This is a genomic window from Thauera sp. 63, assembly GCF_000310165.2.
Taxonomy (GTDB): domain Bacteria; phylum Pseudomonadota; class Gammaproteobacteria; order Burkholderiales; family Rhodocyclaceae; genus Thauera; species Thauera humireducens.
Window position 1 is genome coordinate 1 of the sequence record NZ_AMXC01000010.1, and the last position, 14,983, is coordinate 14,983.

The 14,983-nt window shown below is 62.8% G+C and carries 12 protein-coding genes; 4 read left to right on the forward strand and 8 right to left on the reverse strand.

Features of this window, described 5'->3' with window-relative positions:
• Window positions 1–1,592: xanthine dehydrogenase molybdopterin binding subunit (locus C664_RS10535; protein ID WP_004259271.1), on the reverse strand; the 1,592-nt coding region annotated here is incomplete at its 3' end.
• Window positions 1,589–3,115 carry a xanthine dehydrogenase small subunit gene (gene xdhA, locus C664_RS10540; RefSeq protein ID WP_004259273.1) on the reverse strand — a complete coding sequence of 509 codons (1,527 nt, stop codon included), beginning with the start codon at window positions 3,113–3,115 and terminating at the stop codon, window positions 1,589–1,591. The genes C664_RS10535 and xdhA, both read right to left, overlap by 4 nt.
• A gap of 404 nt (window positions 3,116–3,519) precedes the next feature.
• Between xdhA and C664_RS10545 the strand changes: the two genes are divergently transcribed.
• On the forward strand, window positions 3,520–3,867 hold the full coding sequence (locus C664_RS10545) for a hypothetical protein (RefSeq protein ID WP_038011568.1): 348 nt from the start codon (window positions 3,520–3,522) through the stop codon (window positions 3,865–3,867).
• Window positions 3,868–3,899: 32 nt separating this feature from the next.
• On the opposite strand, the gene C664_RS10550 is transcribed toward C664_RS10545, so the two are convergent.
• The 6 genes from C664_RS10550 to C664_RS10575 form a co-directional block, all read right to left on the reverse strand.
• On the reverse strand, window positions 3,900–4,703 hold the full coding sequence (locus C664_RS10550) for a tetratricopeptide repeat protein (protein ID WP_004259277.1): 804 nt from the start codon (window positions 4,701–4,703) through the stop codon (window positions 3,900–3,902).
• Between the two features lie 1,323 nt (window positions 4,704–6,026).
• A complete protein-coding gene (locus C664_RS10555) occupies window positions 6,027–7,349 on the reverse strand; it encodes an IS1182 family transposase (RefSeq protein ID WP_004251208.1) in 1,323 nt (440 codons plus the stop codon).
• 42 nt (window positions 7,350–7,391) lie between these two features.
• Entirely contained in the window at window positions 7,392–8,825 is a 1,434-nt protein-coding gene (locus tag C664_RS20335; RefSeq protein WP_004259279.1) for a TniQ family protein, read from the reverse strand.
• Window positions 8,826–8,833: 8 nt separating this feature from the next.
• Window positions 8,834–9,847: a TniB family NTP-binding protein gene (locus C664_RS10565; RefSeq protein ID WP_004259280.1), complete on the reverse strand. Its 1,014-nt coding sequence runs from the start codon at window positions 9,845–9,847 to the stop codon at window positions 8,834–8,836.
• Between the two features lie 3 nt (window positions 9,848–9,850).
• A complete protein-coding gene (locus C664_RS10570) occupies window positions 9,851–11,884 on the reverse strand; it encodes a Mu transposase C-terminal domain-containing protein (protein WP_004259282.1) in 2,034 nt (677 codons plus the stop codon).
• A complete protein-coding gene (locus C664_RS10575) occupies window positions 11,881–12,618 on the reverse strand; it encodes a TnsA endonuclease N-terminal domain-containing protein (RefSeq protein WP_004259283.1) in 738 nt (245 codons plus the stop codon). The genes C664_RS10570 and C664_RS10575 overlap by 4 nt, the downstream gene beginning before the upstream one ends.
• A gap of 163 nt (window positions 12,619–12,781) precedes the next feature.
• On the opposite strand from C664_RS10575, the gene C664_RS10580 reads away from it, so the two are divergent.
• From C664_RS10580 to C664_RS10590, 3 genes are all read left to right on the forward strand, one after another.
• Entirely contained in the window at window positions 12,782–13,048 is a 267-nt protein-coding gene (locus C664_RS10580) for a DUF6471 domain-containing protein (protein WP_004259285.1), read from the forward strand.
• A 55-nt stretch (window positions 13,049–13,103) separates the two neighbouring features.
• Window positions 13,104–13,352, forward strand: a complete 249-nt coding sequence (locus C664_RS10585; protein WP_004259286.1) for a helix-turn-helix transcriptional regulator — start codon at window positions 13,104–13,106, stop codon at window positions 13,350–13,352.
• 94 nt (window positions 13,353–13,446) lie between these two features.
• Complete coding sequence (locus tag C664_RS10590) at window positions 13,447–14,976, forward strand: site-specific DNA-methyltransferase (RefSeq protein WP_004259288.1); 1,530 nt, start codon at window positions 13,447–13,449, stop codon at window positions 14,974–14,976.
• Window positions 14,977–14,983 lie beyond the last annotated feature (7 nt).

The following is a 14,983-nucleotide window of genomic DNA, read 5'->3' on the forward strand; positions in this document are numbered from 1 at the left end:
ATGCGGCGCGCGGCGGCTTCGGCGGCCTTGCCGTTGAGGTCCGAGCCGCTCGACGCCGCCGTGGCCGAGGTGTTGGCGACCTTGCCGGTGTCGGTGGCGGTGCAGCGGATGCGCGCCAGCGGCACGCCCAGCGTGTGCGCCACCACTTGTGCGACCTTGGTGTTGAGACCCTGGCCCATCTCGGTGCCGCCGTGGTTCACCAGTACCGAGCCGTCGGTATAGACATGCACCAGCGCGCCGGCCTGGTTGAGGTGGCTGAGGTTGAAGGAGATGCCGAACTTCACCGGCGTCAGTGCCAGCCCCTTGCGGATCACCGGGCTGCCGGCGTTGAAGGCGGCAATGTTCGCGCGGCGGGCGCGGTAGTCGCTGTCTTCTTCCAGCTGTGCGACCAGAGCGTGGATGACGTTGTCGGCGACCGGCTGGCCGTAGGGCGTGGTGTCGCGGCCGGTACCGGCCTGTGCCGCGTAGAAGTTGCGCTTGCGCACGTCCAGCGGGTCGAGACCGGTGGCGTAGGCGATGTCGTCGAGGATGTGCTCGATCGCGAAGGCGCCCTGCGGTCCGCCGAAGCCGCGGAAGGCGGTGCTCGACTGCCGGTTGGTGCGCGCGCAGCAGGCGGAGATGTCGGCCGCGGGCAGGTAGTAGGCGTTGTCGACATGGCAGACGGCGCGCGTTGCGACCGGGCCGCTGAGGTCGGCCGACCAGCCGGCGTCGAGCACCATGTCGATGCGCACGCCGTGCAGCAGGCCGTCGGCCCCGAAGCCGGCAGCCCAGTCGTAATGCACGGCGTGGCGCTTGCCGGTGACGAGCATGTCGTCGTCGCGGTCGGGTCGCAGCTTCACCGGGCGCTGCAGCCGGTGTGCGGCCAGTGCCGCGATGCAGGCGAACACGGCGGACTGCGACTCCTTGCCGCCGAAGCCGCCGCCCATGCGCCGCACCTCGACCCGCACCCTGTTGCTGGTCACGCCGAGCATGGTCGCCACGGCGTGCTGCATCTCGGTCGGGTGCTGGGTGGAGCTGTGCAGGTGCAGGTCGCCATCCTCCGTCGGCCAGGCATAGGCGATCTGGCCCTCGAGATAGAAGTGCTCCTGCGCGCCGACCCGGGCACGGCCGGCAAGCTGCAGCGGGGCGTCGGCGAGGGCCGCGCCGGCATCGCCGCAGGCGAGCTTGAGCGGCGGCAGCACCCAGGACTGCTGGCGGCGGGCTTCAAGCGGATCGAGCACGGCGGGCAGCGGCGCGTAATCTGCTGCGGCATGGCGCGCGGCGTGGCGCGCCTGTTCGCGCGTGTCGGCGACGACGGCGAACACCGGCTGGCCGAGGTAATGGACTTCGCCCGCGGCCAGGATCGGCTCGTCGTGCAGCACGGCGCCGCAGTCGTTCAGACCGGGGATGTCGGCCGCGGTGAGCACCGCGCGTACGCCGGGCGCCGCGCGCACGGCCTCGAAGTCGAGGGCCGTGATGCGTGCATGCGCATGTGGCGACAGGCCGAGGGCGCAATGCAGTGTGCCGGCGAGTTCGGGCAGGTCATCCACATACGGGGCGCCGCCGGTGACGTGCAGGTGGGCGGACTCGTGCGGCGGGATGGGGCGGCTCATCGCGGTGCTCCTTCGCGCAGCGCGGACACCCGGGTTGCGGTGCCGGGCAGCGGGGCCTGCGGGCGGGTTTCGAGCCAGAAGCGCCACAGCAGGTTGCGCGCGACGCGGCGGCGATAGTCGGCGCTGGCACGCAGGTCGGTGAGCGGCGCGTAGTCGGCGTCGAGCGCAGCCATCGCGGCGCGGACCGTCGCCTCGCACCACGGCTGGCCGGCGAGGGCCGCCTCGGCGATCGCGGCGCGGCGCGGCGTTGCCGCCATGCCGCCGAAGGCAATGCGCGCGTCGTCAATCCGCTGCACGGCGCTGCTGGCAGCCGGCGCGAAACGCAGCGCGAACGCGGCGCAGACGGCGGAGATGTCGGAGTCGAAACGCTTGGCGAGCTTGTAGCTGCGGAACACCTGGCCAGCGTCGGGCAGCGGCACTTCGATCGTGGCCAGGAGCTCGTCGGGCATCATCGCGGTTTGTCGGTAGCCCATGTACAAGGCCTCCAGTGGCAGGCGTCGTCGCCCCCGCACGCTCGCAAGTTCGACGCTGGCGCCGAGCGCGATCAGTGCCGGCATGGAGTCGCCGATGGGCGAACCGTTGGCGACATTGCCGCCGAGCGTGCCGGCGTTGCGGATCGGTGGCGAGGCGAAGCGTTCGGCAATCTCGGCCAGCTGCGGCCAGTGTGCGACCAGCGCCGACCAGGCCGCGGTGAGGCTCGCGCCGGCGCCGATGCGCAGCCGGCCGTCGTGCACATCGATCCGTTTCAGCTCATCCACGGCGCCGAGATGAATGACGTCGGCGAGGTCGCGAAGCTGCTTCGTCACCCACAGGCCGATATCGGTGCAGCCGGCCAGCAGCGTCGCATCGGGGGATTCCGCGCGGGCGGCAAGCAGCGCGTCGAGCGTGCGGGGGGCGCGGAAGCGGCCTGCGGGGTGATGGAGGTCCAGGGGCGCGCCGGTGTCCAGGCTGCGCAGCCGGTCCCGCAGTGCGGCGCGGTCGAACGCTGCTGCGGGCAACTCGAACATGCGCTGCGCGGCGTCGAGGATGGGGCGGTAGCCGGTGCAGCGGCACAGGTTGCCGCTCAGTGCGCTGCGCGCGGCTTCAGGTGGCGGGTGCGGTGCGTCAGTGGACGCGTTCGTGTAGTCCGCCCACAAGGACATCACGAAACCCGGGGTGCAGAAGCCGCACTGCGAGCCGTGGCTGTCGATCATGGCCTGCTGCGCCGGGTGCAGGCCGCCGTCCGTTGCGCGGATGCCCTCGACAGTGAATACCGCCTTGCCGTCGAGCGCTGGCAGGAACTGGATGCAGGCGTTGAGGGCGGCGAGGCGGACGCCGTCCGGGGCGGACGGGTCGAGTTCCCCGACGACCACCGTGCAGGCGCCGCAGTCGCCCTCGGCGCAGCCTTCCTTGGTGCCAGGGAGTCCGCGTGATTCGCGTAGCCACGCCAGCAGGCTGCGGCTGGGGGCGCAGTCGGCGACCTCGACGGCCTCGTCGTTGAGCAGCAGGCGAATCGGACGTGACGGTGCGGCGGCGCGGTTCATCGGATCGACTCCTGCGGCGTGGCTGGGTTGTCGTGAAATGCGTCACGGAGACCCGTCCGGCGGGGTGAAATCGCTCGGGGATGTCGGGCTCCTGTACAGCCGAAGGTCTCAGACCGGGCGGAGCCTTGTCAATCGGGGATTTCGGACCCCTTGAACGGGGTGGCGGAGGGCGCGCGAATGAGGCCTTCGACTGCGCTTGAATTCGTACTTTCTATCGATAAATCAGAAACTTGTTTGAAAAGACGGTTTGTCGCGCGCAGCGGGGCGGCTATACTGCAGCCATTGTGTTGCGGTGCAGCAAGTGCTGTCGCCGCACATCGGTGCTTCCCGGCTGCGCGAATGCCGGCCCGGGCTCGAAGCGACCGATGCGAACGCGCCCCTTTGCCAACTATCAGGAACCGATCATGACAACTCGCACGCATTTCATTGCCGCCGCCCTCGCGCTTGGCCTGGCGGCTGCGCCCGCCCTCGCCGAGACCGCCACCATGAAGGTTGCGCTGGCCGACTCCGCCATGCAGACCCAACCCCTGGCCGTGATGCTCGACCAGCCGACGGGCGGCGCCTTTGTGTACCTGCCGGAAGAAGGCTGGAAGTTCGCGGGCCGCAATGCGGCAGCGGGCAATGTCGACGCGCCCGTGCCGGGCGCCGGCCAGCCGGTGAGCCTGTTCGTCGATGGCCCGACCGGCTTCGTGTTCAGTTATGCCGTGGACAAGGGCTGGACCTATGCCGGCCGCGTCGGCGGCGCCGAGTAAGTCTTGTCGCGGGCGCGGCCTGTCGCGCCCGCCTAGTCCCGTGCGATCGGGCCCGACAGCGGCAGCGCCGGATCGCCCTCGGCCGCGACGGATTCTGCCTGCGCGGCCTTCAGTTCGTCCGCCGACAGCTTCAGCGCGATGCTGTCGCGCTCATGCACGCCATCCATGTTCATCTGCGCGGCCGCGCGATTGAACCAGACGTAGGCCGTGATCGCGTTCTGCTCCACCCCCAGGCCGCTGCGGTAGAGCCGGCCAAGCTCCACCATGCCGTCGGTGTTGCCGGCATTGGCCGACGCACGCACCCATTTCTCTGCGTACGCGTAGTTCTGCGGCACGCCCACGCCGCTGCGGTAGAGCTTGCCCAGTTGCAGCATCGCGCCCGAATGTCCGCTGGCGGCGGCACGGCTGAGCCAATGTACCGCTTCGGCGCCCGCGGCCTTGCCGTGCGAGGTGTCGAGCAGGGCGGCGCGCCCGATACGGTACTGCGCCTCGGGGTCGCCGGCCTTGGCGGCTTCGAGCGTACTCGAGGTCGGGGGCGCCTCCTGCTCTGCGGCAACGCTCGCCTCGCCGTTGTCCTCGCCGGTCAGCAGCGCGGCGGCAACCAGGCCGATGCCTGCCAGCAGCACCGCGGCGACAAGCGTCGCCAAGGAGCCCGTCCGTGGTGTGCGCATGCTGTTGCGCACCGGCAGCGCGGCGATGAAGCGATGGGAGCAGGCCAGGCAGCGGTAAGGCTGGCCGCCCGGATGGGAGAGCTTCTCTTCGTGTGAGCGCCAGCGTGACTCGCGGCAGCGGCTCGCACCACATTCGGGGCAGCAGGGCGCGGCGCGAGCGCTCATGATGTGGAATGCCTTCAGCGGTCTTCCCGGCGCCTCGGGGCGGCCCGGGTGTTTCGGGGAATACCGCGTGTGTATGCAGCACGCGATTTCTGGGATGTGTCGAGATGCGATTCTCGATCAAACAGGGCTGCAGTTCAAGGCGGACGCGGGGTCTGGACGCGCGCGGGCCTGCGCACGGGGACGGACGATATGAAAAAGGGGTGCCGCTCGGCACCCCTTTTCAGTTGGGGGCTTTGTCGGTTGACGCATAAGCTGCGACTAACCTCCTCGTCAATGCTGGCATTGCGTACAGGCTGAGCGCCATAAGCTGCGACTGAACTTACGCATAAGCTGCGACTTTCTGCCTTGATTAACGCATAAGCTGCGACTTTCTTCACTTGCTAGTAAAAAAGTGGCGCACAGTGGGTTGGCGCCCAAAAAAATACCCGCAAATGGCGGGTATTTTTGTGCGGAGGTGCGCTACCTAACCTTCGGAGGTTAGAAGTCTTCGCTCCAGCTGGTCATGTGCGTCCAGCACTGCAACGACGTTCTGATGGTCGTAGAGGACGTCTCGGTGGAAGCCGCAGGCTCTAGCGATTAGCGCTTTGTTTGGAGAGCCTGCTCGGCGCGGAAGCAGCCTCCCTTGCTCAGTCAGCTGTCGCAGATAGTTCCTGAGAGCAAGCTCGTAAGCTTCGCGAGATCTTGATGTAGCCGCATCTGACCTCCTGGGTTGTGCGGCTATCCAACCCTCCAACAAAAGGTCCCTTTCGGCCAGCAGGATTAGGCGAGACGGACTGTTGCAGTTCTGGCGTGGAACCTCCTGTACCTTGACTCCCTTCTCTTGGCAGATGCGCAGCAGCTTTGCCGTTGTAGTCTTCAACTCCTTAGCCAGGCAGGCCAGAGACAGGTAGCACGAGGTGAGTCGAGCTATCGACGCGATGGACACTCGGGTCTGGCCGTCCCTCTCCGTGGCGTCGAGAAGGCCGAGATCGACCGCAGGTTTTACGGCTGTGGGGTCAAGCCCGGTGGCCAGAGCTGCCTCGGCTATAGAGCAGGTTTCTGTCCCTGCCCCTCGGCGCTTACTCCTCACGAAGAGCTGAACCTCTGCTTTGTCGAGTAGAAGGTCGGCGAAGCTATCTCCCTTTCGTCCCAGGGCACGCAGGTGTCCATCAAGGATGGCTACAACTAGGAGTCTGCGCGGCAGAACTCCAGAGCGTGTTTTTTAGCAGAACGATTGGCGAACCGAGAGGTGCGGCAAGAGACTGAGGCCGTGGTTAAGTTGCTTTGCGACGTCGCGGCGCGCATGCCGGACGGCAACGGGGACAGGTTTGCCCCCTTTTCCCGTCATGCCGTCCTCAATGTGCTCATCCTGCGCAGGTTCAGCGCCATACAGACGAGCTTCCACTCCGCTTTGACGCGCTCCAGGCCCCGCAGGCTGAACTGCCGGAATCCCAACACGTTCTTGATCCAGCCGTTGGGCGGTTCGGCGATCCATTTCCGTTTTCGGTAGGCGCTCTTGCCCGCCTCGCTCTCGAGCTTGTCGGCCATCTGTGCGGTGTGCGGATTGCGTTCGCGGTCGAAACCGAGTCGGCGCTTGCCTTCCCGGCCCAGCGCCACCACCAGTTCGGTCCCGCACCCGTCGAGTTCCCGGAACGTTTGCTCCGAGCGGTAGCCGGTGTCGGCCAGCGCCTGGCGCGGTCGTTGTTCGACGTTGTCGCGCACGGCCTGCAGTACCCCCGCCAGTTGCCCGGCGTCGCTGGCGTTGTTGGTCAGTTCGGCCGCCACGATGATGTGGGCGGTCTCGTCGACCGCCGTCTGGGCGTTGTAGCTCGGATCGAACCCGCCGCCGGCGCGCTTCATGATGCGGCTGTCCGGATCCGTGAAGTTCTCCTGCGCCTTGTCCTCGGGCACTCCAAAGTCGCGCTTGTAGCGCCCGCCCTTCGGTTTGCCGTCACCGCCGCGCGGGCGACGGTCGTCATCGTCGCTGCGCCCGCGCGCCTGATCGGCCTCGCGCTGGCGCTGCTCGAGCCGCGCCCGGGCTTCAGCAATCGCCGTCAGCCGCGCCTCGCGCCGCGCGATCTCGGCCGGCACATCCAGCTCGGGCTCGTTCCGCTCGGCGTCGTCGGCGGCCTTGGCCCGATTGAGCAGCGCCTCGATCTGCCGTTTCAACTCGGCCTCCGCCTTCACCATATGGCCGTAACTCATCGCCTTGTGGCGGCTGGCGTTTGCCTTGACCTTGGTGCCGTCGATGGCCACCGTCCCGAGCTTGACCAGCCCCATCTCGCGGGCCAGTCGTACCACCTGCACGAACAACTCGCTCAGCTCCTTCAAATGGACAGCGCGAAAGTCGCTCAGCGTGCGGTGGGCCGGGAAGTTGTCTGCCGCCAGGACCCGGAACGCCACATCCTCGTGCAGCTTGCGCGCGATCTTGCGCGAACTGAACACGCCCGTGGCGTACGCATACAGCAGCACCTTGACCATCATGGCCGGATGAAACGGCTGGTTGCGCGGTCCGCCACCGGCATACCGGGCGTGGAACGCGCTCAGGTCCAACCCGTCGACCGCGTCGCTGATGAAGTACGCCAAGTGGCCTTCGGGTAGCCACTCCTGCAGCGCCTGGGGCAGCAGCATCTGCTGCTGCGGGCAATAGGGCAGATAGCTCGTCATCTCGACAGTCTACCGGCCCCGAAACGCCCGGGAGGACTTAACTCACCGACGCTTGGCTTCTGCCGCGCAGACTCCTAGGTCGCCCTTCGTGTTGGCATCTCTGAACTTGCTGCGCATCACCTCTGATAGGGAAATCATTGGTGGTTCCTGATCGATCATATCGGCGAGGGCTATGCCCTTCATAAGGAACGCCTTGACATCGTCGATGTGCCAGGATGCAGCTTGGCCTGCACGGGGTTTTGCTTCGAATGCGCCACAGGTCCGTAAGTGCCGTAGGACACTGACGGGGAGGCCGATGATCTTGGCGGCTTCTCGGACAGTGACGATGCCTTCACTGTCTGCAGGGGGTTGCGTGTTCGCCAGGTCAATGACGATACGATGTGTCTTGCCGGCAGCCACCTTTTTGGCTGAGACGACCCCGTCAGCGATCATCTGCTTAAGCTTGTAGTCTGAAAGGCCGTAGCGACGCGCATACTCCTCCCTTGAGATATACCGCGCCTCCTCCGTCTGCTTGGGTTTGGGAGCAAGCTTCGGGTCAATGATCGCGGATCCCCAGTGTTGCAGGCCAAAGATGACGAACTCGTCCTTCAGGAACTGCACGTGCTTACTGAGTGCTTTTCTTGCGAAGAGGCCGTTGTAGAAGGCATTGAACTGGCGGCTCAAGCCCACACCGTTTAGTCCGTCCTCGGCGAGTAGCCGACCGATGTCCGATAGCACTTGATGGTAGTTTCGCGGCCAGTCACTGAGAACCTCGCCGGCGGTGATGATGCTTGTCCTTTGATCGAGCTCCGATCTTCCTTGGCTCCTCAGACATCTCTTCCCGAGTGTGTGTAGCAACCGCATGAGGGCCAGCAGCGGAGTCGAGTCCAGTTCAGCAACAGGGAAGCCCGACGTGTTTGGCAACGCCTCTAGAGGCGCTCTGTTGAGTTTCGCTTTGAGCAAACCCATCAGTTCGACCGTCGCTGTCGTCATCGAGATTGAGCCGGCTTCCGACAGATCCGCACCGCATCTGCAGCGTAACAGGCCTGGTCTAAACCATCGAACGGACTCTCCGCATGCCGGACAACGGCTGATCGGTGAGCAATGATGCTCTGGGCATGCTATCGCAGCACTCAGATCCCAGAATGCTTCGATGTAGCCCTTTTCTTGAACGCAATGAGGACAAAAAGCAGGCTCTTGAAGGCGCAGGAAGCTGTCTTTGGCGCTTCGTCCCAGATCGTGGTTCAAGAGCTTGTACGCTGGCGCAGCCTCTTCGCTTGTGTAGGCTAGCTCCATTAAGTCGCGGGCCTCGTGGTTCAGGATCGTGGCCAGTTTCTTCGGCGGCAAGCTGGGCGAACGCATCTCGCACTGGGCGAGACCCGCCAGCTGAAAGACGTGCCAGGGGGTGTCGTATCCGTTCTCCTCGGAGACGCGCAAGACATACCCGAGTAGGCTCTCGTCCTTGAAGGGGGCTGGGGTTCTAACAAGGAGTGGCATCCGACCTCCTAGCTCGCGCACAGCAGCTGCTGAGAGACTTCCGGTACGATGGGCCGGGTTTTTCGACTGCGGGGTTTTGCGATCTCTGGTGCCGGCAGCCCGATTCGGTGGATCCGGGTCAGAAGTTCTGGGGTCGGAGCCAGTTGTACGTGACGACTGAAGGGCGCCAAGACGTTCGACAGGTTTTCGCGGCTCCACACCGTTTGATCGTGCGCGAGAGCTAAGTCGTCTAGAGTGATCGTTCTACGATTCTCCTCCAGTGCATTCCAAATGGCCTGTCTCAGAAACTTCGTCAGGTAGCCCATAAGCCCGCCAGTTCCGCAGTAGCAGCGGAAGGCCATGTCTGGCGTGTCGAGATGCACCATGTCGAAGTGCCCGCTTAGTGACTCTTGGAAGGCTCCCAGGATTCCCACGAACTCTTCGCGATCTGCTTCTCTGTTCCAGTCGAATCGCGGCATGAACACGGGTGACAGAAAGCGCCCCGCCAGTTGCTCGTTTTGTTCGAGCACTGCTTGGCAAGTCGGCAGGCCCGCGACAGTCAGTGCCACCTTGCTGTCGTCGACGAGTATCTTGAGCCAGTCCGCGACGTGGTGCATCACCTTGTGCGAGCCCTTGTCGTAGAAGTGTTGAAACTCGTCGATCATGACCATCCGAGTCCCCGCGTTACGCATCAGCGTGCGAAGGCGAATCGTTTTTGCATTCTCAGTACCAGCATCGAATCTGGGGTCCTGCAGCCCCTTCAGCATAAGTTCGGCCAAGCTCTTGACGGTCGGTTTGGATGGTGTTTTGACGTACAGGATCGGAACATTGAGCCCATCAGGCTGCCTTGCAGGTGCGTTCTCAGCTGCGCACTCCTCAAGGACTCTGCTCTTTCCCGTACGGGACTCGCCGACAATGGCAAGGCAGATAGGCTCTGAAGAGCCGTCTGCATGACGGAGGCACTGTGCGAGCCGTTTGCTGGCTTTCTCGAACGCTGAGTGCGGTATCAGCGTGTTTTCAACGATGCTTGCAATGGCGACCATGGCTTATCGCTCCTCGTTCATGTCAGCGATGGGAGTGAGCCGTTCTCGGAAGATGGGCTTGAACTTCCGAGGTGTAACCGGGGTAGCCTCAACTTGTGGTGCAGCATCAGATGCGTGAGCAGGTACTGGAGTAACCACAGGGGGGCACTCGGGCCGGGCTTCCGGCGGAGGTAGTGGCGCGTGTTTAATCGCAAGCTCAGCGGGCGGCGTGGGCAACTGCGGTGCCTTCTGGTGTTCCTTGTAGCGCGCGATCCGAGTACGAGTCTTCTGCTTCTTGTGCATCAGCTCGTTGTCGATCAGGTCAGCAATGCGCGCCTTAGCTTCGAGCCACCCTTCTGGGGAGTACTGCTCAAGATGGCGAGCGGCGAAGCGCTTGCATACGCGGTGCTGCCACTCAGACAGACCGCTGGCGTACTCTCGATTGATCGCCGGCACAGTGAACAGTTGTCGTTTGTCGGGGGAGAGGACAATGATCTCGCCCAGGTCCGAGGAATCAACTCGAATCTCGACATCGAGCTTTTCGCCGATCTTGCGGCGCAAGCCTGTCAGCTCATGCGAGTTGTACAGCAAGCCGTAGAGCTCGATACCCTTGTGAGTGAGTCTGCGCACCTCGCTTTTACCGAGGATCGCGTCGAGCCTCGCGGGATCTTCGGGCACCAGAACTTCATCGGGGCTAATGCTCTTCGACCATACGGCTGCGGGAGGAGCGCCGAGGGTACGATGCACCTGCTGGTGATACACATCGACGATCCAGGTGTTGACGATCTCTTTAAGCACGCTGTAGCGCACGATGGCGTGCTTCGACGGGTCGTACTCCTCTTTGTCGAAGATGTTGCTGAACGTCGTGCCGGGCGTTCCGTGAGCAACTGCCCGGTTCAGTGTCCCCAGGAAGCGCTCAACCTTCCCTTTGAACCAAGGTGTCTTCCGAGCGGAGTAGTGGATCTCGATTCCAAGTGAGTAGCAGGCGTTTTCGAGGCTGGCACTATGGAACTCGGTGCCGTTATCGACGACGAGCTCGCGCATGACGCCATGTGCCTGCCATTCGTTCTTGATCGCGGGGAACTCATTGGCCAAGGCGACCTTGGGGAGAAATGCTTGCTTGAGGCAGCGTGCGACCGTGAGGTGGCTCGGTGGCTCAAAGCTAACGTGAAGGCCAAGGATGCAACGCGTGTAGTCGTCGATACATGCCGTGATGTACGGGCGGCCAAGCGGCAGCCCGGTCTCGTCGTCGATCACCATTAAGTCCAAGGGACTGTGATCGATCTCTGCACGCTCCAGCGGGGCAGCGGTCGTGCGATGTCGCTGCACAGACCTGAACCGCTTAGTCGCGGCCATCTGGCCATGGCGCGCGGCATAGCGGTCAAATGCTGGGATTGCTTCGATCATTCGCGTAACCATTCGTCGCGTGGGCAGCGGCAGTTGGGTCGCGGCGGGTCGTAGTTTGTTCTCGCGAAGGACTAGGGTAAGGGCATGTTCAAACGTGTCCTGAATGGTTCCGCGCTCCAGCGTCATGTACTTCACATCGATAGCCTGCGCCACGAACTCCTCAACCTCTTTGGGGAAGCGTGCGTGCCTGTTGCCTTTTTTGTGGGTGTGGTCGATGATCGCCGTGATGTCTTGGCCGGCATTTATGAATTTGTTTTTCCACCGGATCACTGTTGCTGGGTTTGGCGGTGCCGCGGGCTCACGAAGCTTTTCCCAAACTTCGGTGATCGCGGGAAGCAGGGCGTGACGGGTGTTCGGTAGGCTGAGCGTGGCCATGACATAAGCTCTACGCACCTTTGCCTGCTCCCACTGCTCTGGAGAGTACGTTGGCACAGCGTTGCTATGAGCTCCAGGCGCGGCGTCGTGATGGGTGGTGAAGCGCAGTTGCCCTTGCACGTACAACTGCCTTAGCTTTTCCTCCGTGAGCTCTTGTATCCGTTTGGTGCGAGACTCTTCTGCCTGCCAGATGTGGTCTTCAACAAGCCGCAGCAGCGTGTAGCGCTTGCCATCGATATCAAAGACGGTGCCTGCTCGGAAAGCGACTGTACTCATGCTGTTCCCCTGTTAAGCCTAAAATGGGTAGTTGGCGTTAGCTCGCAATCAAGATCGCAGGCAAGCATGCCTTCCAGTGCCAGACGGGCCACGACTGCGCGTCCGTTTGTACCCAAATCGCGAAGAGCAGATTGCCAGGTGATGAAGGGCGTCGCGATCAAGAGCTGGCGCACCTGTTCTCGTGCGAGTTCGCCTACAGGCGGTCTGCCGTGCTTGAGTAACGTCAGTACGTTTGAGAGTCGGGGTTGCTTTGCCAGCTCTTCAGCCAGAACGATGCGATACGAGAACCCGAGCTGCGGTAGCGCGGCTTCGAGGAAGCGAGTCCGCTCTGCGTAGTGCGGCAAGGAGGCTTCTGCCTCGGGTTTGACCTCCCAAAGTTCGCGCGAGTGGCCCCACTGGACGAGTACGTCCGGGTAGTGAGTGTGCTCCTCGCCGTGGAGGACGAACTTGATGGTCAGCGGCTGTTCGTGATACGCCACCGCCTCGGGGTTGGCATCGAGCAAGCGGAATGCGTTGAGCTCGTTTTGCGACTCCCACTGGAGCATTCGGCCCATCTTCCAGCTGGGATACTTCCCGGTGGCTCGTGCCCGTGATCGCGTCACGATCTTCCGCGAGCGAACCTTCCCGTCTTCCGGGAAGATGATCTCCAGGATGGTGTCGCCTACCTTGTTCATGATCTTCCGTGCCCCGCACTGTGATTTCACGAGTTCAAAGAACTCGAAGCCTGTTGCCATCTACTGCCTCCTCTGTACAAACGTGGTTGTGGATCGCGTTTGTATAGGGAGGTCAGCTATATCTAAATTGAATAAAAGAACTCAAAATCCCATAAGTGGGATTCTAGTCTTCTTTGGCGGGATGTAAATCACGGAGAGTTAGAGTGGGTGGTAGCTTTGATACATGTACTGGGAGAACGAAGCGCGGCGCATCGTGCGCTCTGAGTTGGTCCGACGCGGGCTGACCTACGCCATGCTGGCCAAGCGGCTTCAGGAGCTTGGCGTCAAGGAGACGGAGCGCTCCATCGCGAACAAGATGTCGCGAGGTACGTTCTCGTTTGTCTTCTACCTGCAGTGCATGGCTGCGATGGGTGTCGAACAGGTGGCGTTTGACTTGTCGCTGCCCAGAAAAACACCTCAGATCGTGGCAAGACCCTTGGCACGCGACTGAGTTGAGGCTGAAGGTTGGCTTTGCGTATGCTCCGGGCTTTGCCATAGGAGCTGCCATGCCGGATCTCAAGAACCTATCCCTGCGTTTCACAGGCTCGGAAAGCGTGCGTGCTCGCCGGAAGGAGCTGGGCCTGAACCAAAACGCCTTCTGGCGTAGGGTTGCTGTCACCCAATCAGCCGGCTCGCGATACGAGAGTGAGCGGGACATTCCCGAGCCAATCCAGCTGCTGCTTCAGTTGGCGTACGGCTCGGACGAAGATGCGCGGGAGCTTCTTGCGGCGCTGAGAGCCTCCTCGCCGGAGTGAGCGATCAGCGCCGAGCGGAGGAGGCTCTGAGTGGCACAGCCTGAGCTGGGCATCGGGCTACAATGCAGCCTTTCGTCATGTCGTCTGCCGCCCTATGCCTTTCCTCGACTGGGTCAACAAGAACCAAGCAAAAGAAGCCACCCATGAGGTCCCGTACCACCTCCTGAACCTGGAGCAGACGTTCGGCGATCAGCGGGATGCCGGTAGGAACATGCTCATCCAGGGCGACAACTTGCTGGCCTTAAAGGCGTTGATCCCCTTCTATGCCGGGCAGGTGAAGTGCATTTACATCGACCCCCCGTACAACACGAAGAGTGCGTTCGAGCACTACGACGACAAGCTGGAGCATAGCCAATGGCTGTCGATGATGTATCCACGCCTTGTTCTTCTGAAGGAACTATTGGCTGAAGATGGAAGCATATGGGTTTCCATCGACGACAACGAGGCCCACTACCTCAAGGTTCTGATGGACGAGGTGTTTGGCCGTAACAGTTTTGTCGCCTCAAACGTCTGGCAGAAGCGCTACTCACGGGAGAATCGAGAAGCTATCGGGGACGTGCACGAGTATTTGGTCGTCTACGCGAAGAATCCTGAGCAATTCAAGCTTCGCCGTAACTTGGTCCCTATCACCGAAGACCAAGCACGGGTGTATCGGAATCCGAACAGTGATCCTAGAGGACGCTGGCGGCCCGTGCCCATGACAGCTCAGGAGGGGCACGCGACCCCCGAGCAGTTCTATGAGGTCGTTACGCCAGGAGGGGCTAGGCATAGGCCCCCTTCTGGGCGTTGCTGGGGGGTTTCGAAAGCCACCTACGAGCGTCTGTTAGCAGAGGGGCGCATCTACTTTGGTAGGAACGGGAATGGGCAGCCAAACATCATCCGTTATCTGTCTGAAGTGCCGGGTGTGACTCCTTGGACCTGGTGGCCGTCCGTGGAAGTGGGGCACACAGACGAGTCCAAGAAGGAAATCCACGCGCTGTTCGGAAAGATCGCTGCCTTCGACAGCCCTAAACCAGAGCGGCTCATGCAGCGCGTTCTCCATATCGCCACAAATCCGGGAGAATTGGTGCTTGACTCGTTCCTCGGGTCAGGCACTACAGCGGCCGTTGCCCACAAAATGGGGCGACGATATATCGGTATTGAGATGGGCACGCATGCGCGGACCCACTGCGCTCCCCGGCTGCAAAAGGTCGTGGAAGGTGAGCAAGGTGGCGTCAGCGAAGCCGTTGGCTGGCAGGGAGGTGGAGGCTTCTCGTTCTACACCCTTGGTGACGCGGCATTCGATGAGAACGGCCGGCTCAGCCCTTCCGTTCGCTTCAAGACGCTGGCTGCTTATGTTTGGATGCTGGAGACCGGCAAGCCGGCGCAGCAAGCCTTTGAGTCCCCCCTGATCGGCGTGCATGAGGGCAAGGCTTACTTCCTGCTCTACAACAGCATTCTTGGTGATCGCCGCCCCGATGGCGGCAACGTGCTTACGAATGCGGTGCTGTCTCACCTCCGCGATCTTCAGCCAGCGGGCACCTCCGCTGTCGTCTACGGAGAGACTTCGCGCCTAGGCCCAGCCCGCTTGGCTGCCGAAGGTGTCACCTTCAAGCAGATCCCGTACGACGTGAAGATGCGCTGAGGCCACG